At 46.9% G+C, this 23,809-nt stretch carries 18 protein-coding genes and 3 tRNA genes; 15 read left to right on the top strand and 6 right to left on the bottom strand.

Translation table 11 applies throughout. The features are described from left to right. Positions 1 to 238: 238 nt before the first annotated feature. The 6 genes from EOPP23_RS12230 (at position 239) to def (ending at position 3,969) form a co-directional block, all read left to right on the top strand. Complete coding sequence (locus EOPP23_RS12230) at positions 239 to 1,744, top strand: carboxypeptidase M32 (protein WP_153766275.1); 1,506 nt, start codon at positions 239 to 241, stop codon at positions 1,742 to 1,744. Positions 1,745 to 1,942: 198 nt separating this feature from the next. After that, the gene (locus tag EOPP23_RS12225; protein WP_153766274.1) at positions 1,943 to 2,821 is read left to right on the top strand and encodes an outer membrane protein OmpK; all 879 of its coding nucleotides are present in this window, start codon (positions 1,943 to 1,945) and stop codon (positions 2,819 to 2,821) included. 185 nt (positions 2,822 to 3,006) lie between these two features. Next, positions 3,007 to 3,083, top strand: a tRNA-Pro gene (locus EOPP23_RS12220). A gap of 39 nt (positions 3,084 to 3,122) precedes the next feature. After that, positions 3,123 to 3,199 (top strand) — tRNA-Pro (locus tag EOPP23_RS12215). Positions 3,200 to 3,238: 39 nt separating this feature from the next. After that, positions 3,239 to 3,315 (top strand) — tRNA-Pro (locus EOPP23_RS12210). Positions 3,316 to 3,459: 144 nt separating this feature from the next. Continuing rightward, complete coding sequence (def, locus tag EOPP23_RS12205) at positions 3,460 to 3,969, top strand: peptide deformylase (protein WP_153766273.1); 510 nt, start codon at positions 3,460 to 3,462, stop codon at positions 3,967 to 3,969. Positions 3,970 to 4,009: 40 nt separating this feature from the next. Here def and EOPP23_RS12200 read toward each other — a convergent pair whose 3' ends face one another. Beyond that, positions 4,010 to 4,828 (bottom strand): TatD family hydrolase, encoded by an 819-nt coding sequence (locus EOPP23_RS12200; protein ID WP_228550704.1) that lies wholly within the window; start codon positions 4,826 to 4,828, stop codon positions 4,010 to 4,012. A 59-nt stretch (positions 4,829 to 4,887) separates the two neighbouring features. On the opposite strand from EOPP23_RS12200, the gene EOPP23_RS12195 reads away from it, so the two are divergent. Beyond that, complete coding sequence (locus tag EOPP23_RS12195; RefSeq protein WP_153766272.1) at positions 4,888 to 5,364, top strand: hypothetical protein; 477 nt, start codon at positions 4,888 to 4,890, stop codon at positions 5,362 to 5,364. A gap of 4 nt (positions 5,365 to 5,368) precedes the next feature. After that, positions 5,369 to 5,845, top strand: a complete 477-nt coding sequence (locus tag EOPP23_RS12190) for a copper chaperone PCu(A)C (RefSeq protein ID WP_153766271.1) — start codon at positions 5,369 to 5,371, stop codon at positions 5,843 to 5,845. Between the two features lie 248 nt (positions 5,846 to 6,093). Here the strand turns inward: EOPP23_RS12190 and EOPP23_RS12185 are convergent, their stop codons facing one another. Continuing rightward, positions 6,094 to 7,281, bottom strand: a complete 1,188-nt coding sequence (locus EOPP23_RS12185) for a nucleoside recognition domain-containing protein (protein ID WP_153766270.1) — start codon at positions 7,279 to 7,281, stop codon at positions 6,094 to 6,096. A 113-nt stretch (positions 7,282 to 7,394) separates the two neighbouring features. Next, positions 7,395 to 8,981 (bottom strand): peptide chain release factor 3, encoded by a 1,587-nt coding sequence (locus EOPP23_RS12180; RefSeq protein ID WP_153766269.1) that lies wholly within the window; start codon positions 8,979 to 8,981, stop codon positions 7,395 to 7,397. A gap of 234 nt (positions 8,982 to 9,215) precedes the next feature. Between EOPP23_RS12180 and EOPP23_RS12175 the strand changes: the two genes are divergently transcribed. Further along, positions 9,216 to 11,735, top strand: coding sequence for an inositol phosphate phosphatase SopB (locus EOPP23_RS12175; RefSeq protein ID WP_153766268.1), 2,520 nt, complete (start codon positions 9,216 to 9,218; stop codon positions 11,733 to 11,735). A 50-nt stretch (positions 11,736 to 11,785) separates the two neighbouring features. Here EOPP23_RS12175 and ispB read toward each other — a convergent pair whose 3' ends face one another. Continuing rightward, a complete protein-coding gene (ispB, locus tag EOPP23_RS12170; RefSeq protein WP_153766267.1) occupies positions 11,786 to 12,763 on the bottom strand; it encodes an octaprenyl diphosphate synthase in 978 nt (325 codons plus the stop codon). A gap of 149 nt (positions 12,764 to 12,912) precedes the next feature. On the opposite strand from ispB, the gene EOPP23_RS12165 reads away from it, so the two are divergent. The 6 genes from EOPP23_RS12165 to EOPP23_RS12140 all read left to right on the top strand — a co-directional run bounded on the left by EOPP23_RS12165 (position 12,913) and on the right by EOPP23_RS12140 (position 20,928). Continuing rightward, on the top strand, positions 12,913 to 13,899 hold the full coding sequence (locus EOPP23_RS12165) for a hypothetical protein (protein WP_153766266.1): 987 nt from the start codon (positions 12,913 to 12,915) through the stop codon (positions 13,897 to 13,899). Then, positions 13,896 to 14,423: a type VI secretion system lipoprotein TssJ gene (tssJ, locus tag EOPP23_RS12160; protein WP_153766265.1), complete on the top strand. Its 528-nt coding sequence runs from the start codon at positions 13,896 to 13,898 to the stop codon at positions 14,421 to 14,423. The genes EOPP23_RS12165 and tssJ overlap by 4 nt, the downstream gene beginning before the upstream one ends. After that, entirely contained in the window at positions 14,413 to 15,750 is a 1,338-nt protein-coding gene (tssK, locus tag EOPP23_RS12155) for a type VI secretion system baseplate subunit TssK (RefSeq protein WP_153766264.1), read from the top strand. The genes tssJ and tssK overlap by 11 nt, the downstream gene beginning before the upstream one ends. Before the next feature lie 11 nt (positions 15,751 to 15,761). Next, entirely contained in the window at positions 15,762 to 16,532 is a 771-nt protein-coding gene (gene icmH, locus EOPP23_RS12150; RefSeq protein WP_153766263.1) for a type IVB secretion system protein IcmH/DotU, read from the top strand. A 7-nt stretch (positions 16,533 to 16,539) separates the two neighbouring features. After that, a complete protein-coding gene (tssM, locus tag EOPP23_RS12145; protein WP_153766262.1) occupies positions 16,540 to 19,896 on the top strand; it encodes a type VI secretion system membrane subunit TssM in 3,357 nt (1,118 codons plus the stop codon). Between the two features lie 141 nt (positions 19,897 to 20,037). Next, positions 20,038 to 20,928 carry a DUF808 domain-containing protein gene (locus tag EOPP23_RS12140; RefSeq protein ID WP_153766261.1) on the top strand — a complete coding sequence of 297 codons (891 nt, stop codon included), beginning with the start codon at positions 20,038 to 20,040 and terminating at the stop codon, positions 20,926 to 20,928. On the opposite strand, the gene EOPP23_RS12135 is transcribed toward EOPP23_RS12140, so the two are convergent. Continuing rightward, entirely contained in the window at positions 20,925 to 21,503 is a 579-nt protein-coding gene (locus tag EOPP23_RS12135; RefSeq protein WP_153766260.1) for a hypothetical protein, read from the bottom strand. The genes EOPP23_RS12140 and EOPP23_RS12135 overlap by 4 nt on opposite strands. 133 nt (positions 21,504 to 21,636) lie before the next feature. Next, the gene (locus tag EOPP23_RS12130) at positions 21,637 to 23,787 is read right to left on the bottom strand and encodes a type VI secretion system Vgr family protein (protein WP_153766259.1); all 2,151 of its coding nucleotides are present in this window, start codon (positions 23,785 to 23,787) and stop codon (positions 21,637 to 21,639) included. Positions 23,788 to 23,809: the final 22 nt, after the last annotated feature.

The following is a 23,809-nucleotide window of genomic DNA, read 5'->3' as shown; positions in this document are numbered from 1 at the left end:
AAGCAGCTCCTGTTAGCAGAGATGCTATAAAAACAAAGTTCCTGAAATCCCCCGTCGTCAAAATACTCTTCTTCAGACAGTTAATGAAATTCTCAAAATAATGTCCCTTAACCATCTGCTGCGACTGAAATCGTCTCAGGTTTGCTTTGAATAACCTGAGTTAGGTTAAACTGAAACTCTGCGTATTAGAATCAATCACTAAGTTGGCTTTTGTATACCAGCTTATTGAATACCTTCGATGACAAAAAACAAGAGTAAAAGATCAATGAGAGCCTATCAGGAACTGTACAGTCGTTTTCATCGACTCCATCAACTGTCTCACCTTGGCTCTATGGCAAACTGGGACAGTGCGACAATGATGCCTTCCGGCAGTCATCAGGCCAGAGCGGATGCAATGGCTGAGTTGCAGGTGATCATGCATCAGCATGTAGCGGCACCGGATTGGTCTGAGTTGTTTGACAAGGCCCGGGAAGAACAGCTGGATAACTGGCAGTCTGCGAATCTCAATGAAATGTTTGTTGAGTGGCAAAACAGAAGTCTGTTGCCTGAAGATCTGGTGCGTGAAAAAAGTCAGGCAGGTGCGAGATGTGAGCACGCCTGGCGTACCCAGAGAGGCCAAAACGATTGGGCGGGGTTCGCCGAGAATCTAAGGCCTGTTGTTGAACTGAGTCGAAGAGAGGCGACTATACGGGCAGAAGCCAGAGGCTGCTCTCGTTATGACGCTTTACTCAATTTATACGAACCCGGTATGACCAGTGAAACACTGGATCGAATTTTCGGAGAAGTAAGCAGTTGGCTGCCGGAATTGATTCAAAAAGTGGCACAAAAACAACAGTCCGAACAGTTTGATGAACCTAAAGGGCCCTTTTCTATACCCTCACAGGAAGCTCTGGGACGTGAGGTAATGAGCCAGTTGGGTTTTGATTTTAATGCCGGTCGGCTCGATGTCAGTATGCATCCTTTTTGTGGTGGTGTTCCGGAAGATGTGCGGATCACAACCCGCTATGACGAATCGGATTTTACCCAGTCTCTTATGGGTGTGGTGCATGAAACAGGTCATGCCCGTTATGAACAAAACCTGCCTAGGGAGTTGATCAGTCAGCCAGTAGCAACGGCACGATCTATGGGGGTTCATGAAAGTCAGTCACTGCTTTTTGAAATGCAAATAGGAAGGCACCCCAATTTCCTTGAACTGATTCAGCCTGTCATTCATAAGCACTTTGGTCATCAGCCTGAGCTGAGTCTTGGTAATCTTCAAACGCTTTATACGAGGGTCAAGCCGGGACTGATTCGTGTTGACGCTGATGAAGTGACATATCCGGCCCATGTCATTCTCCGCTATGAAATTGAAAAAGCATTGGTTGAGGGCGAGATGGAGGTTGATGATATTCCTGATCAATGGAATGTCAGAATGAAACAGTATCTGGGGTTGAATACTGAAGGGGATTATAAGAACGGCCCAATGCAGGATATTCACTGGACGGATGGATCATTTGGCTACTTCCCAAGTTATACGCTCGGCGCTATGTATGCTGCTCAGCAGTTTGCCGCTATTCGACGTCAACTGCCTGATATTGACCGAATGATTGCTGAGGGTGAATTGGCCCCGGTATTTGACTGGCTGAAGCAAAATATCTGGTCACAGGGAAGCTGTCACGATACAGATACGCTAATGAAAAACGCTACCGGAGAAGTACTTAATCCCGAGTATTTTAAACAACACCTCGAAAGCCGATATTTATAAGCTCCGATACAGTAGAGGAAGGAAGTTTATCTGAACTTCCTTCTGACTTTTGTCTGTCAGCCTTTGACATTATTACCTTCTGATTTCCTGTGTACCTTCTCAGATCTGGTCTACTTTTTATAGCAAGTAGATGAATACCGGATGCTGTTCGCAAGGTTGTTTGTCTTTTCTGATTCTGTAACGTCGGAACCACTGGTCATGAAGTGTCTGAAACCCGCTGTCTTTTCCTCGTCACTGGCTCTTCTGGCAATGAGCGTAAATGCCGCTGATTACTCGGATGATATCCATAAAAATGATTATAAATGGATGCAGTTTAATCTGATGTATGCATTGAAGGAGTTGCCAAGGCCTGAGCATGCTAAACATGATGGCCATGATTACCTTGAAATGGAGTTTGGCGGCCGCTCTGGAGCACTATCTCTCTATGGCTATGTGGACGTGTTTAATCTGACCAACTCCAGCGATAGTGATAAAAAAGGTCAGAGTAAAATGTTTATGAAGCTGGCTCCCCGATTTTCTATAGATGCGCTTACTGGCAGGGATCTATCATTTGGCCCAGTGAAAGAAATTTATTTCTCTACCCTGTTTAATATCGGTGGTGGAGGTAAAACATTATTTGATAAAAGCGGTAAACCAATTACTGATAGTGACACTAATGAATCCAATTGGGGCGTTGGGATTGATCTGGAAGTGCCCTGGCTTGGCACTACTGGTTTGAATCTCATGGGAGTCTATGACCTGAATAACAAGAAATGGGATGGTTTTCAGTTAACCGGTAACTGGTTCAAACCGTTCTACTTCTTTGAGAATAAGACTTTTATCTCTTATCAGGGATATTTTGACTTCCGTTTTGGTGCTGATAAAGACTACGACAAGAAAATACAGACACATACAGAAACAGGCTTTGACTGGTTTAATGGAATTTACTGGCACTCAGACCGCTTTGCTGCTGGTTATGGTTTGAAGTACTTCCATGATGTATACACAGTGAAAGATAGTCAGCCAATAGGTGGAGGCGCAGATAAGCTCAAAACCACTGGCTTTGCTCACTACTTCTCAGTGACCTACAAGATCTAGATTGCTAATGAAATAGAGTGTGCTGAGCGTCGTTTGGCACACTTTTCGCGATTCTGCAGGAATATGTGGAAATTACTTTTGTAAAAATCAAAACCTTTTGATAGATTAGCCGCCGTTCCGTTGATGACGACAGTCGTTGTTCATCTCCGGCATGCTTTCCAGGCATGTCTTTCAGGAATAAAGGACGGGGTATAGCGCAGTCTGGTAGCGCGCCTGCTTTGGGAGCAGGATGTCGGGAGTTCGAATCTCTCTACCCCGACCATTTTTAACTCTGGCCGAGAGTATAAATAAGGCAATCGTTCGGGGTATAGCGCAGTCTGGTAGCGCGCCTGCTTTGGGAGCAGGATGTCGGGAGTTCGAATCTCTCTACCCCGACCATTTTTAACTCTGGCCGAGAGTATAAACAAGGCAACCGTTCGGGGTATAGCGCAGTCTGGTAGCGCGCCTGCTTTGGGAGCAGGATGTCGGGAGTTCGAATCTCTCTACCCCGACCATATTTCAAAAAGGCCTGATTATTTCAGGCCTTTTTTGTATCTGCTCGAAAAAACTCTGCCTTTTTACTCCTGCAACGTGCAGGACTTATTCCTTTCTGTCTATATTTGATGAAGTAACTTCGAATAATGGGCAGAGCACGCATTATGGCAATCCTTCATCTGGTTCCTGAGTCTAATCCGGTATTGCGCACTCCAACCAAAGCTGTCACTGATTTCGGTGAGTCTTTACAAACAACCATCGATGATATGTTCGAGACCATGTATGAGGTGCGAGGCGCTGGTTTGGCGGCAACTCAGGTTGGTCTGGATATCAGGCTTGCGGTGATTGATGTGACCGCTGATAAAAGCCAGCAGCTGGTGTTGATAAATCCGGAGATTATTGAATCTTCAGGGTCACAAAAAATGGAGATGGGCTGTCTGTCTCTTCCAGGTTGCTGGGCTGCAATTAAGAGATCAGGCTGGGTGAAAATCAGGGCTCAGGATCGAAGAGGCGAGATTTATGAAATGGAAGGTGAGGGAATACTCGCCGAAGCCTTTCAACATGAAATTGATCATCTGGATGGTGTTCTGTTTATCGATAAGCTTTCCAGCCTGAAGCAGAAAATGGTCAGGCAAAGAGCTAAAAAAGTTCTGAAAAGGCAGTCCCGCGATTAGGTTCCACTTATTGTATTAGTCCAGCATCGCTTTAGTTTCTTCAGTCTAGCTGCTTCGGTAAAAGGATCTCACAGCTAGTAGAAGTCGTTTGGCTAATTAACTCTGCAACACTTATCTTTCTCAATGCTGCAATGGCCTCAGCAACCAGAGGCAGTTGCAATGGTGTGTTTCTCTGGCCCTGGAAACCAGACAGCGGCATATCAGGGGAGTCGGTCTCAAGAACAATGGATGTTATAGGCAGGCTGCTGGCCAGCTCTCGTGTTTTTCTGGCTCGCTCATAGGTTACGCCTCCACCGAAACCAAGTTTGAAACCCAGATCGATATATTGTTCCGCCTGCTGTCTGCTGCCTGAAAAAGCATGAATAATTCCTCCTCTGGCAACTTCGACTTTCCTTAATCTCTGTAAAACCCGGTCATGGCTTTTTCGAGCATGAATAATAACAGGCAATTGAAATTGCTGTGCCAGCTCCAGTTGCTGATCGAAATAAAAAAGCTGGGATTCCTGGTTTGTCTCTGGCAGTGCGAAATCCAGCCCTATCTCGCCAATAGCGAAAATGCTCTCTTTTTCATGCTCAAGCAAGTGCGACAATTTGTCTAGGTGACAATGCTGGTGCTCGTCCTGATAATAAGGATGAAGCCCCAATGCAGAGTACAGCGATACGGGCAAGTTGGGCTGGGAAACTATCGATAAAAGATTTGACCAGCTCAGCTCACTGACACCGGGAATGCAGATATGCTTAACTCCAGCTTCTGAACACTGGCTGAGAATTTCGGAGCGATCCAGGGCAAAGTCCTGAAAATCAAGATGGCAGTGGCTGTCAAACATTTCACCATGGATCACTGTTGATTCAGTAAGCATTCTGATCAGGCTCGGTTATTGGCATTGGTTGAGTGCATACTATTTGTTATTTTAGTGTGATGAAAATTAAGCAGTACACAACATTTATTGTCTCAGGTTTGGCGCTGATACTCATTCTTCTGTTTCCGGCGATCAAGAAATATTGGCAGAAAGCTGGTGTCGAGAACAAAGCAATAGAGAGTTTCAAGGTGGTTTGTGACCTTGAAAAAGAGTGCAGTCTGGTACTGCCAGAAAGACAGGTAGTTCTTGATATTGAACCTGACAGCCTACCTGTTATGAAACCTCTGGATATATCGATCACGCTGAATGGTATTGATGCTGAACGAGTATCTATGCAGTTTCAGGGGCGAGATATGGCTATGAATCTTGCACCGTTTCAGCTTTTTTCAGATGAAGAGCAGGGAAGCAGACAGCATTTCGAAGGTACAGGCTATATTTCCTACTGCACGATTACTCAGGACATGGTCTGGTTGGCCAGACTGGAAATAGAATCAGAACAATCATTGATTACTGTCACATTTGAATTGAAGGGATAATTTCATGCAACTGATAAAAAAACTGGCTCTGGCGACGGCGATGGTAGCAGGTTTTTCTGCAACAACTCAGGCTGCTAATGTTGAAATCAGTAAGCCTATGGCCAGAGCCGTTCCGGCAGTATCGACTAATTCAGCGGCTTTTCTGACCATCGACAACAAAGAAAATAAAAACATTACCCTGATCGCTGCTGAAAGCGATGTGGCAGCACGAGTTGAACTGCATGGCCATAAAATGGAAGGGGAAATGATGCGCATGTTCAAGGTTGAAGGTGGCATTCCAGTGCCCGCTAACGGTCAGGTGAAGCTACAGAGTGGTGGCTACCATGTCATGATGATGGGCTTGAAGCGTTCCATGAAGGCGGGTGATCAGGTAGACATTACGCTGCGCTTTTCCGATGGTGACACAGCGACCGTAAAAGTACCTGTAATGGATATGAGAAATCAGAAGAAGGATATGGCTCACAGTGCGATGAAGCACTGACATCAACAACTAGGAGCCTGTCGGACTTACCACTGACCTACTACGAAAAAGCCGGATTTGGCCATTTTTGACGATCCTTTTCGTTGAATAGCTAGCTATTCGCCTCAAATGATCGCCAAAATTGTCTCAAACCGGATTTTTTCTCGCTACGGTCGGCTAAGTCCGACAGGCTCCTAGAAGCAATTTGGCAAGGGTAGTTTTTGGCTGCCCTTGCAATTTCTCCTTGTCACACTTCTTCATTAAAAACCTTACGAAAAGCTACTGATAAGGAGGTAAAGGTAGCGAGCCGCCACGCCAGCACATACGCCGCCCACGGTATGAGAAAGAATGGCTTTTGACGTCATTTTCCTGAAACCCAGAGTATCCAGCATGGCGGTATGAGTACTCAGGAAACCACTCAGACACATACCCATTGCCGTAAACACTGCGATATCGCTTTCAGATACGATACCTCTTTCAATAAAGTTGGGAACCAGTGACAGAGCCGCGCCAACAGCCCCCAGAGATGTAATAGGAAAGGCGATCAGTTCGGGGTTATCAAAACCAAACAGGTAATGAAAAGGAACAGCCAGATATTGAGCCAGAGCGGGCAGCAGAGCCACGCCCTCAAAAGCCGTTCCGGTGTATCCGGCTTCTGGACCACCGAAGGTGAGAATCATTACAAATGTACTGATGATCAATACACCGGGAATAATGGCTATTCCCATCTCTACGCCAGACTTGCCACCATCGAGTATCGAATTTAAAGCCCTTAACCAGATAGAACCCAAATGGTTTTCATGGACGTTAGTCGTTGAGCCGCCATTGGTAATGTGGACTGGGTGGTTCAGGAGCTCTTTTTTGCACAGCCGCTGCATTAAGCGGGTTGAGATAACGGCGCCTACCAGAGCGCCCATCAGCCCAATCAGCGCCGCTTGAAAGAAGTTCTGCCCGTCCGGTGCTTTTAGTGTGGCCATAAAGGTGACACTTATCAATCCCATGCCAAAAGCAGTACCAAAATTGGTTAATGAGATCAGTTCAATAGTTTTGAAGTTATGGCTGAATCGTTTGTCCCGAGCTAACCCGATGATGGCAGGGTTGTCCGAGAAGAACGTGATGATGGCTGCCATTGCCGCTCTGCCAGGCAGGTTAAAGACCGGACGCATAAGTGGGCTGAGCAATCGCTCCATAAGCGCTACAACATGGAACTCGGTCAACAGTCTGCCCAGGGCGCCTGCAAGAACGGTAATCCCCATGAGTAAAAGGACGGTTTGCAGTAACAATTGATGGGCTGTGTTGAACAACGTATTGAGCATATTGGAAACGCCCATTTTGCTGCCCAGATAACCAAAAAAGAGAGAGAGAATGGCGATCAAAACCAGTGGTTCCAGCCACTGCTTATATTTGGACGATTGTACTATTAGAGGCTTGGGTGTCGTTGTTGTGGCTTCATTCATGAACTATCCGGGCTGGGTAAACAGCTTTTAAAGATAGTTCAGAATGAGGTGATTTGCTGTTGGGCAGATGAAAGGCCGCCCGGAATTGATTCCGGGCCAGGCAATAAAAAATATTAGTGTTCGCGAGTTGTACGGAACACGATATCAGGGTGACGTTCTTCAGAAAGAGACAGGTTAACACGGGTTGGTGCCAGGTAGGTCAAGTGACCGCCGCCGTCTATTGCCAGGTTCTCTGCACACTTGCGTTTGAACTCTTCCAGCTTGCGATCGTCTGTGGACTGAGTCCAGCGGGCCGTTTGAACATTGACGGGTTCGTAAATCGCTTCAACCTTATACTCATCCTTCAGGCGTCGCATAACTACATCAAACTGCAGAACACCAACGGCACCCAGAATCAGGTCATTGTTGTTTATTGGCATGAACAGCTGGGTGGCGCCTTCTTCTGATAGCTGTTGCAGGCCTTTTTGGAGTTGCTTAAGTTTCAGTGGATCTTTCAGGCGTACACGACGAAAGAGTTCTGGTGCAAAGTGTGGAATGCCGGTGAACTTGATCACTTCACCCTGGCTGAAGGTATCACCGATCTGGATGGTACCATGGTTGTGAAGACCAATGATGTCACCAGAGATGGCTTCTTCAACGTGAGAGCGATCACCGGCCAGGAAGGTTACCGCGTCGGCAATTTTAATATCCTTGCCAAGGCGTGCATGCTTCATCTTCATGTTACGGGTGTACTTGCCGGAACAGATACGCAGGAACGCGATACGGTCACGGTGCTTCGGGTCCATATTGGCCTGAATCTTGAATACAAAGCCGGAAAACTTATCTTCATCTGGCTCAACGTTGCGCTGATCAGTGCTGCGAGGCAACGGGGCAGGGGCCCACTCGGTAAAATCGTTCAGCATTTCACGAACACCGAAGTTAGCCAGTGCGGTACCAAAGAATACTGGTGTCATACGGCCGGCACGGTACTCTTCCAGATCAAATTCATGGCTGCCACCACGAACCAGTTCAACTTCATCAGCGAAGTCTTCGTAAATATCACCCAGCAACTCCCGTGCCTGATCGGTATCCAGTCCCTGAATCTTGATATCGTCCGGTATGATATGGCCCTGACCTGGAGTGAAGACATGAATGGTGTCTGTGTAGAGGTTATAAACCCCTTTGAAGTTCTTACCCATGCTGATTGGCCAGGTAACAGGTGCGCACTTGATCTTCAGAATGCTTTCCACTTCGTCCAGCACTTCAATCTGGTCACGAACTTCACGATCCATCTTGTTGACGAAGGTGAAGATAGGTGTGTCACGAAGACGGCAGACTTCCATCAGTTTAATGGTCCGGTCTTCGACACCCTTGGCGCCATCAATAACCATTAAACAGCTGTCTACGGCGGTCAAGGTACGGTAGGTGTCTTCAGAAAAGTCCTCGTGTCCCGGGGTATCCAGCAGGTTGACGGTGCGACCTTTGTAAGGGAACTGCATGACAGAGGTGGTAATGGAGATACCACGTTCCTGCTCCATCTTCATCCAGTCGGATGTTGCCATGCGGCCACTTTTCTTACCCTTGACGGTGCCGGCCATCTGGATAGCACCACCCAGCAACAGCAGCTTTTCGGTAATGGTCGTCTTACCGGCGTCAGGGTGGGAAATTATAGCGAAGGTACGACGCTCGCTAACCTGCTGGGATAATGCGTTATTTGACATGAGAGATCTTCGAATTGGGACGGAAGCCATAAACAGCAGTGCTGATTGGCAAGCCTATAGAAATTGCGATAAAAATTGTTGTGCATCCTATCCAAGTTGTCCTACCCGATGCAAGGGCTGAGAGACTGGCATGGCCATATAAAGAGAAGTAATGACAGGAGACAGGAGATAGAAAACCTTTGCTGAATTCAGCCGATACTACGACTGTACTCCAAATTGTCATGGAATTGAGCATTGGCACCACTTGAACAGATTCTGAACCCTTTGTTGAGCGGTCAGTCTGAACCGAAAGGGATTACACCTCCTTCAGGTCGCTGGAAGGGCCGATCTGTCAGTGCCAAACCATTATTACACGGTGAAATAAAAACGTCGGGTACGGCGGATGGCAGTCAGGTATCTAAAGGGCTAAAAGCTAAATACGGCGATTATATTGCCAGTCATTTTGATGGCGAACTGAAAAGTAAAAAGCTCAGCCAGCGGGATGTTCATCGCCTTGAAACTAAAGCTTGCAGTCTTCTCAGAGGTATCAAGGAGCAGAACAAACAGATAGTTAATGAGCTTATGGAAGCCGGACTTGCCAGAGAAACGTTTCAAGAGGTCTTCAGGCACGACTGGAACTCACTGTGTCATGAAGAGCAGCAGCATTACGAAGAGCAATTACGTTTAGGGTTTTCAGAAGCGGTTATTGATCTGGATGTTGAAACGGTTGAAAAAATTGCCCTGAACATTACCAGTAAACATCAGTTTTTATATTCGAGTCAGGCCAGCAAAACTTCAGATTATTTATTGAAGCAGTTACCTGACAGTGCCACTGTTTTGCCTGGTTCTCTTAAACTGTGGGCAATGGGGCATTACGATCCGGATGCCACGCCCGGGGAGCTGCTCAAGGAAGATCCTTTTAAAGATGAAGTCGCGCTGTCAGAAAGGGATGTCAAACTGCTGTCTAATGCCGATCATTTTTCTCGAAAATCGGCACAGCTTCTGAACAGCTCACCACTGGAAAAACTGCAGTTTCAAACCTATGAAGAACAGATCGATGAGGCTCAAAAGCAGGCTCGTTCTCTCATCAGGCAACTGAATTACCATGCCAGTCCCGGTCATCATATTCCTGATGAGTTGAACCGTGCTATCAAGTCAGATCTTATTCATCAGCTGGGTCAAATGGTTGAGTTGATCACTGAGTTGGAGCTGGACTTTATTGAAGATCCTTTAGGTGATAAAGGCTGGCAAACCTTTAAGGAAAACGAGGTTATTTCTGCTCTCAAGTTAATGGATGAGGTTTATAAGCAGTCCAGGGAAAAAATCAGTTCCGAAAAACTGGAGAAGCTCTCTCAGCTGAAAACGGATTACATGGAGCAACTGAAAGCTATCAGGGCTGACACTGATTATAACTTCCCCCCAAAAAGCAGCCAGTCAAAAAAATTAACTAATCAGCATCCACCTGAGGTTGTGACAGCAAAGGACTACAGTAAGCGAATAGAAAGCCAGCTGGCGGAAGTGATTGGCGCGAAAGCGGTAAAAAAGCTTAAGGATGTTCGTGGTCAACATATGTCAGAGATAAACTGGAAAACTGTGCGTAACCGCTTTGATGTCCGTATACAGGGTAAGGTTAATCACTATGAAAGTGAGCAACTGCCCGCAGCACAAATGAAACTGGGTGAAGGCGATCATGATGTTTTTTCTGAGCAGTATCGAGGTGCAGGTCGTGCATCTTCCCAGAAAAAAGAAGCACAACACGCAGTTAATCTGGGGCAGACTTCATTCTGCAAAATTGAAAATGGCCGTAAGAAAGTACTCTTCAGGGGGTTACGTTCAGGAACGCTTGCAGCTTATGGAATTAAAGACAAAAAACTGAGATCTGAAGCCAATCTTAACCGGGCCCGGGAGCTTGTTACTGCTGCAGCCAAACAGTATCTGGATGATCATCCTGGTCACCCCATGGATCAACCCATCCCACTAAGAATGTTATCAACATCACTGCTCTCTCCTGACAAAGCCAGACATTTGACCGGCTTTCATGATGATGAATTGGTGATGCAAAGAGAACAGGTTGCAGCCCTGAAAGAAATTGAGCGCCAGTTAAGATCGGGAAAACCGTTGGTTTTAACGGATGGTGCCGGTAAAAAGAATGAACTGAAAGTTAACCTGAAAGTAGCCAATACCAGCTATGGCGTGAACTCTATTTCGCTGTCAGGATTACAAAAGATGGCTGGTGCCTGGGGAGAGTCAGAAAAGATCAACCATGAAGGTTTAGCCGTTATCATGGGTTCAACAACGCCATTTGATGCGGTTGGTGGCTGGGCAGGTGAATACCTTGAGGGCAATGCTTCAGACAAAGAGAAGCAGATTGTAAGAAGTCTTGTTGAACAGATAAGAGACCTTCAGACATCAAAAGATTATAAAAAAGAAGGTGAAGACGCTTATAAAATGGTGATTCGGCTGCAATTGTTGGCCTTTAAGCTTGGTGTCAATGGGCATATAAACTGCAAAAGTGGCAAGGATCGTACCGGCGAAACGGATGCATCCATCAAGCGATTTGCGGCAGAGGTTGACGCTCTGGGTTATGTGCCGGATCCAAGAAAGCCTATTACTCACGAAGATCAGTATCTGACGCAGGCGTTTACCTTCAACACCGGTAATCTTGAACTGCAGCAAATGAACATCAACGTTCCCGGTTATAAAACCAGAGTCAGCAAAAAACGCTTGGGACAGTTTGCTTTTGATCAGGCGCACAAACCTAAATTCCATGTCTGAATTCTTAAAAAACTATTCAGACATGGAGATCAAGTCATTAAAACAGGGTATTAGTAGGTGCGGGCAACCGCAAATCTAGCCAGGTCTTCAAGTGCAGAGCGATGGTCAGAAGCAGGCAGTACGGAAAGGCTGGCAATCGCTTTTTCAGAGTATTCCTGAGCCATACGGGCTGTATATTTCAAAGCCCCGGAGTTTTTTACGGCAGCAACAATATCGCTAACCTGTTCCAGTCCGCCCTGCTCAATGGCTTCCCGAATCAGTTTCTTTTCCGCTTCGCTGCCTGTTTTCAGTGTCTGAATCAGAGGCAGTGTCGGCTTACCTTCAGCCAGATCGTCACCGAGGTTTTTTCCCATCGCCTCGCTGTCGCCTTCATAGTCCAGCAGATCGTCAACCAGCTGGAAAGCAATGCCCAGAAAGTTACCGTAGTCTTTCAGTCCTGAAATGACTTCATCATTGACTCCGGACAGCAGTGCAGCGGTATGTGTGGAGGCTTCAAACAGCATGGCAGTCTTGCAGCGAATCACTTCCATGTAGTTGGCTTCTGTGACACTGGCGTCATTGATGTTCATCAACTGCATCACTTCGCCTTCAGCGAGTACGTTGGTGGCCTTGGACAGCACCTGCAGCAATGGCATGGCATCCAGTTCAACCATCATCTGGAAGGCACGGGTATAGAGAAAATCGCCTACCAGAACACTGGGGGCATTACCCCACACGGCGTTGGCGGTGTCCCTGCCTCTGCGCAGGTTAGATTCATCCACGACATCATCATGAAGCAGCGTTGCGGTGTGCAGCAGTTCGATAATGGCGGCCAGAGGAATGTGAGATTTCCCTTTATAACCACAGGCATTGGCTGCCAGCAGAACCAGCACAGGCCTAAGACGCTTGCCACCAGACTGAACGATGTACTGACTGATCTGGTTGACAAGAGTCACGTCAGAATACAATTTCTCACGGATACATTGATTTACCCGCTCAAAGTCGTCACTGATGATGGTTTGAAAGGAGTGCTGTTTGCTTTCAGGCATAAGGCTGCTGCAGAGGTTGGGAAATCTGGCATCGTATTGAGTGCTCGAAACCCTGTCAATAGCTTATCCCCAGTGTTTTTAAGATTTGCCTGCGAGTCAGGAAAATAAAGCTACAATCTGTTCTACTCAGGTTTACCTCGCCAATCATCATGCAGCTACTGGTTATTACAACGCCTCCCGATGTTCAGCTGGCTTGCCTGACGATGGAAGTCACTGAGCAGCAAAGTCTGATGCTGGTGGCTGCAGCGGCTGATAGTGACGACTGTTATATGGAGTTGCCGATACAGTCGACCAGCCTGAAAAAAAACAGCTCTCGATATGGGCGGGTGTTCCATGAAACTGGCCAGTGGTTTCTCGAGTCTTTTCTGACAGGTCACTTCAGGATCAATGAACAGAAAGAACTCCTTGAGGTGAACAGAGCTAAAGCTCTGAATGATGGTGACCTCATCGAATGTCAGGGTTACACGCTGATGTTCAGTGATTTCTCGCCATGGAAAGAAACCGTCTCGGATGCGCCGGTTCTTAAAGAAAATGTCTCGCCAGAAAACAGTGTCTTTAGTGTCCTCGAACCAGAAGCACTATCTTCAAGTGACGACGTAAATGATCCTTTTGAAGAACTGGAAAAGGAAGCAGGCACTGCTTCAGAGGCCTCTGTTGAGGTTTCGATAAAGACTTCAGGCCAATCTAATATCGTTGTCCAGAATGGTATGGAGAATGAGCGACAAAAGTCACTTATTAATGTGCTGGCTGATTTTAATGATGATGCGCCATTGCATGAACAGCCATTATGGACGGGTGATCAGCAATTAAACTTCAGGGATGACTTTCTCAGCGGGCATCCGTTGAGCACGCAACCCGTAAACCCCGAACATAAAATTTGCCTTGTTTCTGAAAGTCTCGACAACAGCCATTTTCAGCAGGCCCTGATCAATAGCTTGCTGATGACCTTGAAGTCAGTATCTCCTGAAGCTATTGCAAAGATGACGGAGCAGCCTGCGCGAAAACTGTTTCAAAAAAATGACAAACAATGGCTGGAGAACTGCCAGCAAACCTTTGATCAACTGATCAACAGCAATGCGTTTAAACAGCAATACCTTAGATATCTGCGAACTTGTTATAAGGAGTCCTGTGAATGAATCAGTGGCAAAAAATCTGCTGTCTTTGTTCTGTTCTGTTGCTCGTATCGGGGTGCAGCAGTGGTCCGAAGAAAAAGCCGGATACACTACTACAGCTGACCATTCAGGCGACTCAGATTATTAATTCGGACACTGCCGGGCAGGCTTCACCCTTGCAGTTGAGACTCTATGAACTGAACTCAACCGAGTTATTCAATAAGGCGGATTTTCTGGATCTGTTCAGTAATGATACTGCTGTTCTTCAGTCAACTCTGGTCAGCAAACACTACCTGCCGACAGCCTGGCCGGGCATGACTAAAACAGTGACTTTTAACCTTAATCCTGAGACGACCAGCGTCGCTATAGTGGGAGAATTTGCTCAGTACCTGTCGGCAACCTCCAAAGCCAGTACGACCATTGTCAGTGGTAAGAGTAATCATCTGAGACTTGTTGTTGAAGATAACAGAATCAGACTGCAGCCTGATGCCGCAGGGTTGACGTTTCTCCCTGAACCTCTGACAAGCGGGCTATGCTGTGAACAATAACCATGACAGGGTGGTCTGGTCTGAAGGCATGTTTCTAAGCCCTCAACACTTCCAGCAGCAGGAGCGTTTTTTTGAACTTTACTGTCGCCGGAGAGTGGCGCTGGCCCATCCGGACGGAATAGGGTTTCAACGGCTTATAGTTGATCAGGATCAGCTGAAGTCGGGAAAGATATATCTCCGGGAAGCCTGTGGGATTTTTCCGGATGGTACACCGTTCATACTGGATCAGGATCTATGTCGTAATATCGAAGGTGTTGAAGCGGGTGCCAGTATCTATCTAGTACTGCCTCTTTCCAGAGCGGGTGCTATTGATACGGCTCCCAGGGAGAATGTGGCCAGATCCGTGCGCTATGCCAGTTTCAGAAGGCAGACCTTTGACAGTAATGATGAAGGTAATGACCCGGTTGATTTACAGCTATCCAGATTGAACTTCAGCCTGATGTACGATGGAGAATCGCTTGATAATTTCACTTTTCTCCGGTTAGCCCGAATACATGAAATTCGTACCGATGGTGAATTGTTGCTGGATCGATCGTTTATACCGCTCTGCAGTGACTACAAAGTTTCCCATTATCTTGAAGAACAGGTTCAAAGTTTACAATCGCTGGTAGGGCAGCGTGCGGAAATGCTGGCTTCTCAGGTGGGTGTTGATGTCGGACAAAAAAGTTTTCAGGTCATGCAGATTACTTATATGTGGTTGCAGGCTCTGAACCGATATGGTGCTCAGCTGAAACTGATTAATGAACAGCGCAACTTGTCTGCCGAAGGGCTTTATCAGTTTCTGGTGGTAATGGCCGCTGAGCTGGCAACATTCACTCGCTCCCGTGCTCCGGTATTTGCAGCCTTTGAACAAAATTCGATTTACAGCTCTTTTGCCCCCGTTATTGCCAGCCTGATGCAATGTTTGCGCCACGCCAGTCGCGAAAAAGTCTTTACCCTGGTTTGGGATAAGCGCCTCTTTGAGCGAAGGCGACTGCTCAGGGCTCGTATTGAAGATCGAACACTGTTCAGTGATAGTCGTTTTGTCCTGTCAGTGTCGTCCAGTCTGGGTAGGGACCGAACCGCAGAGGTATTTCCGCTATCAGGGAAACTTTGTGGCCACAACCGAATAGCAGAACGGGTTCGCAATGCTCTTTCTGGAGTGAAGCTAAGACTGCTGGCAACTTCACCTCTAGAGCTGAAAGCCAAAGGAAACAGCTGTTACTTTGAAGTGGATAATAAGGACGAGCTCTGGCAGGAAATGATTCGAACCGGTGACATGCTGGCTCTGCATATTGATGAACAGATGCCAGAAGATGTCCAGATTGACTGTTATGTTATCCGATAAACGAGGTCATCATGGTTCTCGAAGAGAGCGGTAATACGGTTAATGACATTACCTGTCATGACGTAACTACCCAGCTGCAGTCGTTTTCAGGTTCTGAAAACATGCTGATAAATCTTGCCGCAGAAGTTCTGGCGATATTAACGACAATGGATATGGCCGAGTCTACTCCCAATGCACCTGAGCTCTACAGTTACCTGAAAAAACGTATCACCGAGTTTCACGGCCGTGGACTGAAGGCGGACTACTCTACCCGGGTGATGGAAAAAGCCTGTTATTTACTCTGTGCGGCTCTGGATGAAGAGGCCATGCGGAGTTGGTGGGGACAAAACCTGTGCTGGGAAAATCACAGCCTGGTTGCTGGTATGTTTCAGCAGAGAAACGCCGGTGAAGTGTTTTTTTTACTGATCAATCAGGCTCGCCAGAATACTGCAGGCATGATCGACTTTCTGGAGCTGGCTTATCTTCTGTTGAGAATGGGGTTTCATGGGCAATATCTGAACGGTAGCAGCAGGCCATTGGTGGATCTCACTGATCAGTTATATCAGGAAATAATTGAGCACCGTCAAAGAAGAAATACCAATAACCTTTCTACTGCCACTCATCAGTGGCAACCATTAAGTCAGTTGAAGCTGCACCGATGGGTCAGTGGACTTGTTGTAACCCTTCTGGTTCTGGCTGTTGGATGCCATTTCTGGATTAGCCACACCAATACTCTCTCTGTGGATGTTCTGGAAAAGGTGCTGAATTCAGCCAACCAAAATATCCGTACAACATCAGATTAGCTGTGCTATGAAGAAACTGATTTTAATTGTCTTGCCTCTGCTGGTTTTGGCGGCGTTGCTAGCCATTCTTTTTTTTCCTTCAGCAGGCAGGCAGCTGTATGGATTTCTGATTGGAATTCAACAAAAGTGGTTAATGCTGGCTCTGATGGCGGGGCTTGTACTGGTTCTTTTCAAACCATTAATGGGGCGATTAAAAACTTCAGGCAAACAGGAAAATAAGGGCAGTGGTAAAGAAGAAGGCGTTAAAGAAACCCGCCAGGCTATTGCTCAATTGAATCAGAACTGGCGTGAACTATGGAAAAAGTTGAAAGAGCTTCATGGTGCGAACCCCTATCATCTGCCATGGCTAATGATTCTGGGGACAGAAGGTGCCGGTAAGACATCCTGGTTAATTGACTCAGGTTTTGAAAAAATAGCGGGTACGCGCAGCGATCTTTCGGGTGTCATGTTCTGGCTCGGAGAAAGTTCGGTCATTATCGAGCTGGCCGGAGATTATTACCATAAAGAGCGCAGTCAGATGGAAGAGCAGATCTGGCTGCAGCTTATGAAACTACTGAAAAGAAAGCGCCCGAGACAACCCCTGACAGGTTTGTTGGCCAGTCTGTCATTAGATCAGCTGGTCGTTAAGCACCCGACCAGCCTTCTGGAACTGGCCAGGCAGATGCGTTGGCGGCTTTATCAGCTTGATCAGAGTTTTGCCATGCAGCTCCCCGTCTGGTTGTTGTTAACCCAGTCGGACCGGTTGAGTGGTTTTACTGATTTTTTCCGAACCCTTAGCCATCAAGAGCAATCAGAACCCTTAGGTTTTTGTCTTCTTGATGGTTACAGCCGAAGCAGTTTTAGCGATGCTTTCAGAGATTTTCACCAGTCACTCTTTTCCCTGATTTTTACCGCCAGTTATCAGGAAAAAAACGTCAATTCACGGTTAGTCCAGATGCGTTATGTCCTGCAGTTTTGCCTTCTGGGTGAACGACTGACTTTTTTCTGCGATGAGGTTTTTGTTGCCCGCCAGAATCAGGTGCACCTTGATTTTAAAGGAGTCTGGTTTAATTCCTGTGGCCAGCAGGGAAATGCCAGTAACCTGCTGGCCTCCGAGATTGCTCTGAAACATGGCTTTATGGTCAAGTCCGAGCAGGTACAGGTAGCGGAAAATCACAGCTATTTTAACCGCCATTTTCTACCAAGGGTTGTATTCGATGAACTGGGGCGGGTAGGTGAGTCTGTCAGTGCCAGAAAAATACGACTGACTTTGATGTCCCTGAGTTCAATACTGCTTGCGGGCTTTTTCCTGGCAGGGGTTTCGATCTTTGCCTGGCATATAAAATACAACAGCCAGCTGCTTGATCAGTTAAAGCAAGTAATTCCTGAATATCAGTACACCATGTCAGGCCTTAAAAAGCAGCCAGCGGTTGCTCAGGTTATTGAGCCACTTTTGTCGTTCAAAAAGCTGAATGAAGAGTACCATGATACCTCTCACTGGTTTTATCACATGGGACTGTTTGATTCGGCCATGTCCAGAAAGGTTAATCGGGCCTATCAGCAGCAATTACAGCAGTGGCTGCTGAAACCTATCGCCAGAACACTTGCAGGCAGACTGAAAAATTCGGAAGCGGTACAGTCGGTATCCTTAGTAGATGATCTGCAGTTCTATCTGATGCTGTTTCAGGCAGAGCTGTTGGAGCCGGAACTGTTGCAAAAACATATTCTGGCGATGGCCGTTGATATGGAACTGTCTTTGTCCAGTCAGCAGGGGCTGGAGTTGCTGCTTGAAGATTTGTGGTCATTGCCGTTTACCAGTATTTATCCCGATAAGGGACTGATTGATAAGGCAAGAGTAAGCCTGTCCAGGCAGAGTGAAGAGCAGTTGGTGATGGACCAGATTCAGGTACAGGATGACTTCTCCGGTACCCTGAGCTACGACCTTCTTCTGGGGGAGAGCGTACTCAATGCGTTTCAGGTGGCAGATGCTTCAAAAGGTTTTCCTGCCCTCTATACTCGGGCAACTTATGAGCAGATGGATCTTGGGCCAACATCAGGACTGGTCCGACGTGAGGTCATTGATCTTAACCTGATACGGAAGGGCTATCCCGAGGTTTCCAGCAAAGAGCTGGAACTGGTCAGCCGAAAAGTTCGTAAGGTTTATTTTCAGAACTACATAAGACAGTGGCAAGCTTTGATCGGGCGTATCAACCTCAAGAAAATCAATCGTCCCGATGATCTGGTTAAGACAATAGCCTCACTATTTCAAGGAGAGAGGGCTGCACTGCATAGCCTGTTGGCTACGATTGAGTATGAAACCCGACTGGCACCTGAGACTGATAAAAAAGACTCAAAGAAAAATGCATCATCGCCATCCGGTAAAGTAGTAGTAAACAGGCAGCAGAGCAGCCACCCTATCACGGTCAATCAGGCCTTTGATGAACTTGGAATACTCTCTCCAGAAAAACAGACGGCTGTGAATCAGGCGTTGGCTGCTGTACTCAGCGATTTACAGCTGGCGATTAATCAATCAGACAATGGGCTGGGTTTTTTTACTCAAGCCAATAAAATTATGGGCCACCAGAAAAACAGCCTTGATGATCTTTTCTATTTGGCCAGTACAGAGGAAGGACCGCTTAAATTCTGGCTGGAACAACTGGCCAACCAGGTCATGGCAACCTACATCAAGGGGGCGACTGATTATGTCCAGTATCAGTGGAGTCAGCGCATCTATCCTTATTGGCGACAGTATCTGGATCGACATTTCCCTATAGAACCAACGGCACGGAAAGATGTCCGGCCTGAAGATTTTGTGGATTTCTTCAAGCCCGACGGAATTCTGGATCGCTTTATTAATACGATTCTCGCGAACTTCCTTAATTTTGATGGCTGGATTCCCAACTCCGTTAATGGACATCACTTGCCACTCAGCTCAGGTTTTTTGAAGCAACTGGAATATGTGCAAAAAATGAGAGCGGCTTTATTCAGTCCTGATGGACAGATGAAGGTAACGTTTAGAATTCAGTGTGTTGAATTATCTCCGGCAGCCTCCGAGCTATCGATTAGAGACAGCTTGGGTAAATTTATATATCAGCATGGGCCTCATCTATGGCAGGACAGGCATTGGCCAGGCAGCAGTACCGAAAATATGCTAGTGACACTGAATCGGGACAGGCTGGTGCTGGCTCAGCAATCCTTTCTGGGCCCCTGGGCATGGTTTCATTTTGTTTTTGCCAGCCAGCAGTGGCGGAACGATGACCGGCTTGTCATTCAGTACAAGCTAAAGGGCTATCAGGTTAAACTGGAAGCAACGCTGGATCGCAGAATAAATCCGTTTAACCCAGTGTTGTATAACAGGGTGCAACTGTCAGAACATATTTTCTGATTATGGTTCACACAGCATAAGTGTGTAGACACAGGTTATCGAATGTTAGACTGCTCTACCCTGTTCGTGACATGGGTAGAGCTGATTAAGTTCACTTGCCTCTGTTCTTATTATGACCTCAAAAAATCAGGAAGATTATATATGGCAAGCGCAAACCTGCTGGCATTGATTGATGATATAGCCACTATGCTTGACGACGTCGCCGTGATGTCAAAAGTGGCCGCAAAGAAAACCGCAGGTGTGCTGGGTGATGATCTTGCCTTGAATGCTGAGCAGGTATCAGGAGTCAAAGCCGATCGGGAACTGCCTGTCGTATGGGCGGTTGCTAAAGGCTCTTCTCTTAACAAACTAATACTGGTACCGGCAGCATTGCTGATCAGTGCTTTTTTGCCCTGGGCTATTAATGTTCTGTTAATGCTGGGTGGAGCCTACCTCTGCTTTGAAGGCTTTGAGAAAATAAGTCATAAATTCCTGCACTCTGATGATGCTTCTGGTGCTGCCAGTAATACTCCCGGGCTGTCGTCAGAAACGACTGAAATGCTTGAGCAAAAAAAAATAAGGGGTGCAATTAGAACCGACTTCATTCTTTCTGCCGAGATTATTGTAATTGTGTTGGGCAGTGTTCAGGAGTCGGAGCTGCTGACCCGTATTTCTGTGCTGTCAGGTCTTGCTGTGTTATTCACTGTCGGCGTTTATGGTTTGGTTGCCGCTATCGTTAAATTGGATGATGCTGGTCTCTATCTGTTGAATAAGAGTGGTGGCACTGTTACTCAATCTTTAGGCCGTGGTCTTTTACTGTTTGCGCCTTTTCTGATGAAAACTCTTTCTGTGGTTGGCACCATCGCTATGTTTCTGGTCGGTGGGGGTATCCTGATGCACGGGATTCCAGGCATCGAAAGTTATCTGCAGCAAATGACAACAAATCCGCTGATTCAGACAATATTGCCAACGCTGGCCAGTGGTTTCATTGGACTGATTGCTGGAGCGTGTTTGCTGAGTGGCTGGTTACTGGGTCAAAAAATAAAAGGCTAATAAGTCCGGTGACCATAGGCGATTGATAGACCCAACCTTATTGCCTGTTTCAACTGAGGTTCGGGTTGATCAGAATTTGCGAGCAGGCAGGTCATGTAAATTGCACCGGCAACTGCATGACCATGCAAATAAGCCGGGGCAGGGCAGTCAGGTCCGTTAACAGGCGTGATATTGCCTCCGCTCCAGAATACCGCTTGAGCTAAAAGCCCGCAGGGCGACTCCAGTCCAGTCTGGCTGGCAGCTACTTCAGCTAAGCGGCGGTGCGTTTCAGAAGGTTGATCCAACCAGAGTTTCACTCTTGCCAGAGCTTTTTCTTCTTCATTATTAAAAACCAGTCCGGAGTTGACCAGGCATTTGTAACCCCAACATATGGCTTCTGAAGCTGTCAGTGCATGACAAAGAAAAGTAATGAGTTCCTGCCACTGTTTCTTTCTATAACTTTGTTTGATCAATTCAATGGGGGTGGTATCAGGCAGAATCTGTTTTTTGAAATCGGGAGACAGCTGATAACGATCCAGTATTTGAATCGCTTTTGGGTAGGGGATTTTTTTTAAATTTTGTTTCAGGACTTTCATGTCAGCTGACTTCTATTCCAGAGAGGTTCTGCTAGATCGCTACTAAGTACCCGAACATATGAATTCATAAGCTATACCCCCGGCACCGGCGGGGATATAGCCATTTAATATTCGATTACGTGCGTCTGCACACTTAATTTATTTTGGCAATAGCGCCCTGAATTTCGACCATGGCACCTGCTTTTACTGATGTCATGGCGTTTCCGTTAATAGTGACCATTGTGCCTTTAACATCGGTTTTGACACTGCCTTCCAAGGCGGCTGAAACGCCACCTTTAACTTCTGCAGTTATTTTACCGTCCACCTTCACCTGCATGCCGGAAATCTCAACACCGGATGCAGACAGCTTAATGCTGCTGGTGGCACAACTCATCTCAATGGAGCTCGCAGACAGTGATATCTTACTGGCACCTACCGACAGTTCTACCGAGCTTTTGCCCGAACCTTTAATGCTGGTGGCATCAAGGGACATTGAATTGGCTGCTTCGGCTTTTATATTTCCCTGGCTTTTCAGTGCCAGATCGCCGGTACTTTCGGCAGACGTTTTTCCCTGAACTTTAAGCTCGTAATTGCCATCGGTTTTCTGACTGGAATCGCCAGCTATTTCCAGTTGATGGTTACCATCGGTTTTCAATTGCACATCCTTGCTGACCTCTGTCGTCTGCGCACCTTCTATTTTATGGCTGTCATCTTCCTTAACGGTTCGTTCGGATGTCTTTTCGATGGTCAGCTCTGCTTTACCCTGAACTGTTTCCAGCCGGTCATTTTTAATCAGTGCCTGAAGGTCTTTTTCCGCCTGCAGATAAAGCAGTTCTTCATCCTTTTTGCAGTGAAAGCGCAGCTCGGAAAAGTTGTCACTGCCGGCCTGAGGTGTTGATTGCAGTTTAAGCCCCTGTTGTGTTGGTACTTCGTAGGGTTGTGCCTGAGAGCCATTGTAGACAGAGCCTACGACCAGAGGTCTGTCAGGGTCGCCATCGAGAAAACTGACCAGCACTTCATCGCCAATACGGGGCGTAAACTGACAGCCAAAACTGTTACCGGTGACCGGTTGTGCGACACGCACCCAGCAAGAACTGTCTTCATTACTTTCACCCTCCTGATCCCAATGGAATTGCAACTTGATGCGGTGAAATTCATCGGTATACAGCTCTTCGTTATCAGGTCCGGTAACCGTGGCACTTTGCAGTCCAAGGATGGAAGGTTTAGCCATGGGCGTATCAGATTGCCAGTTAACAGAGTCAGGTAGACAGATAAACTGGTTCTGGTATTCAAGTGAACGCCCATCCTCACCGGTCAGCAATGTGTGCTGAACTTCTTTCAAAAAATATTTCTGCTGCTCTGACCGGTTAGGATGATGATCCAGTTTGAAACAACTGCCTGCTGAAAACCGGGCTAATGCTCCCTGACCGGAGACCTGGCTGAAACGGGTATCAAGACAGGACATACGGCTGCTGGTTCGGGTTTTACCGGCATTCTGATCAGCAAATTTTCCGGGGTAGTAGTAATGACTGAGGCTTTTCTGGCGATTAAGGCTGCTAGTGCTTTTGGCCTTGTCTGCCTGAACGGATTTGGCCAGTTCGTAGTTATAGTCAACCATGGAGACCGAGGCTGGTGGTATCTGATAGTCGTGAATCCACTCAGTCAGCGCTCTGTCCAGCTTATTACTGTCGGTGACAAACTCGACGTCGGTTTCACCTGAATCCTGAAAAGCTCTATTGTTGTCGGCGATCACCAGTGTGTGCTGGTCACTGTCCTGTTGAAAGAACCAGAACCAACCCTCTTCCGCTATCAAACGACAGAGGTAGTGCCAGTCACTTTCGTTAAACTGAACGGAGTATTCCCGCTTGCTGCCCCCTGACGCTTTAATATCAAGCTGGCTGTGAAAACTGTGCTCCTTACATATGGCACGAACAATGTCGCTGGTGGTTTGCTGTTGAAAGATACGGCAGTTGATGCGCTGATCGAGAAACCAGGTCCAAGGCTGACTGATGACTTCATACATATCATAGTCATAATACTGTTGCTGTCCCAGTTCTCGCAGTTGAATACAGAAGCCATGAAAAAAACGTTCCCTGACCCGGCTGGAAGCCTGGGTTGGCTGATAACAGAAGCTGATCCCTTTTCCCAGAAACGCACTGTGATCAAGGTTTCTGCCTAGCACAATCGCTCTGTGCTCGAACGGTGCTCCCAAAGACTCACGACTGTGCAGCTCTGTGGCTATCAACTCATCGCTGCCCTCTGGCTTGGCAATCAGTGGACGCTCTCTGGGGTCAATGGTATCCATTTACTGCTTCTTCTGTGACGGA

Source organism: Endozoicomonas sp. OPT23 (assembly GCF_009653635.1).
GTDB lineage: Bacteria > Pseudomonadota > Gammaproteobacteria > Pseudomonadales > Endozoicomonadaceae > Endozoicomonas_A.
The sequence above is the reverse complement of the archived record's forward strand: the minus strand, read 5'-3'. Positions and strand labels throughout refer to the sequence as shown.

Bases quoted from the DNA above. Each gene is read 5' to 3' on its own strand.
- EOPP23_RS12230 (WP_153766275.1), top strand. From the start codon at position 239: ATGACAAAAAACAAGAGTAAAAGATCAATGAGAGCCTATCAGGAACTG.
- EOPP23_RS12225 (WP_153766274.1), top strand. From the start codon at position 1,943: ATGAAGTGTCTGAAACCCGCTGTCTTTTCCTCGTCACTGGCTCTTCTG.
- def (WP_153766273.1), top strand. From the start codon at position 3,460: ATGGCAATCCTTCATCTGGTTCCTGAGTCTAATCCGGTATTGCGCACT.
- EOPP23_RS12200 (WP_228550704.1), bottom strand. From the start codon at position 4,828: ATGCTTACTGAATCAACAGTGATCCATGGTGAAATGTTTGACAGCCAC.
- EOPP23_RS12195 (WP_153766272.1), top strand. From the start codon at position 4,888: ATGAAAATTAAGCAGTACACAACATTTATTGTCTCAGGTTTGGCGCTG.
- EOPP23_RS12190 (WP_153766271.1), top strand. From the start codon at position 5,369: ATGCAACTGATAAAAAAACTGGCTCTGGCGACGGCGATGGTAGCAGGT.
- EOPP23_RS12185 (WP_153766270.1), bottom strand. From the start codon at position 7,281: ATGAATGAAGCCACAACAACGACACCCAAGCCTCTAATAGTACAATCG.
- EOPP23_RS12180 (WP_153766269.1), bottom strand. From the start codon at position 8,981: ATGTCAAATAACGCATTATCCCAGCAGGTTAGCGAGCGTCGTACCTTC.
- ispB (WP_153766267.1), bottom strand. From the start codon at position 12,763: ATGCCTGAAAGCAAACAGCACTCCTTTCAAACCATCATCAGTGACGAC.
- EOPP23_RS12165 (WP_153766266.1), top strand. From the start codon at position 12,913: ATGCAGCTACTGGTTATTACAACGCCTCCCGATGTTCAGCTGGCTTGC.
- tssJ (WP_153766265.1), top strand. From the start codon at position 13,896: ATGAATCAGTGGCAAAAAATCTGCTGTCTTTGTTCTGTTCTGTTGCTC.
- icmH (WP_153766263.1), top strand. From the start codon at position 15,762: ATGGTTCTCGAAGAGAGCGGTAATACGGTTAATGACATTACCTGTCAT.
- tssM (WP_153766262.1), top strand. From the start codon at position 16,540: ATGAAGAAACTGATTTTAATTGTCTTGCCTCTGCTGGTTTTGGCGGCG.
- EOPP23_RS12140 (WP_153766261.1), top strand. From the start codon at position 20,038: ATGGCAAGCGCAAACCTGCTGGCATTGATTGATGATATAGCCACTATG.
- EOPP23_RS12135 (WP_153766260.1), bottom strand. From the start codon at position 21,503: ATGAAAGTCCTGAAACAAAATTTAAAAAAAATCCCCTACCCAAAAGCG.
- EOPP23_RS12130 (WP_153766259.1), bottom strand. From the start codon at position 23,787: ATGGATACCATTGACCCCAGAGAGCGTCCACTGATTGCCAAGCCAGAG.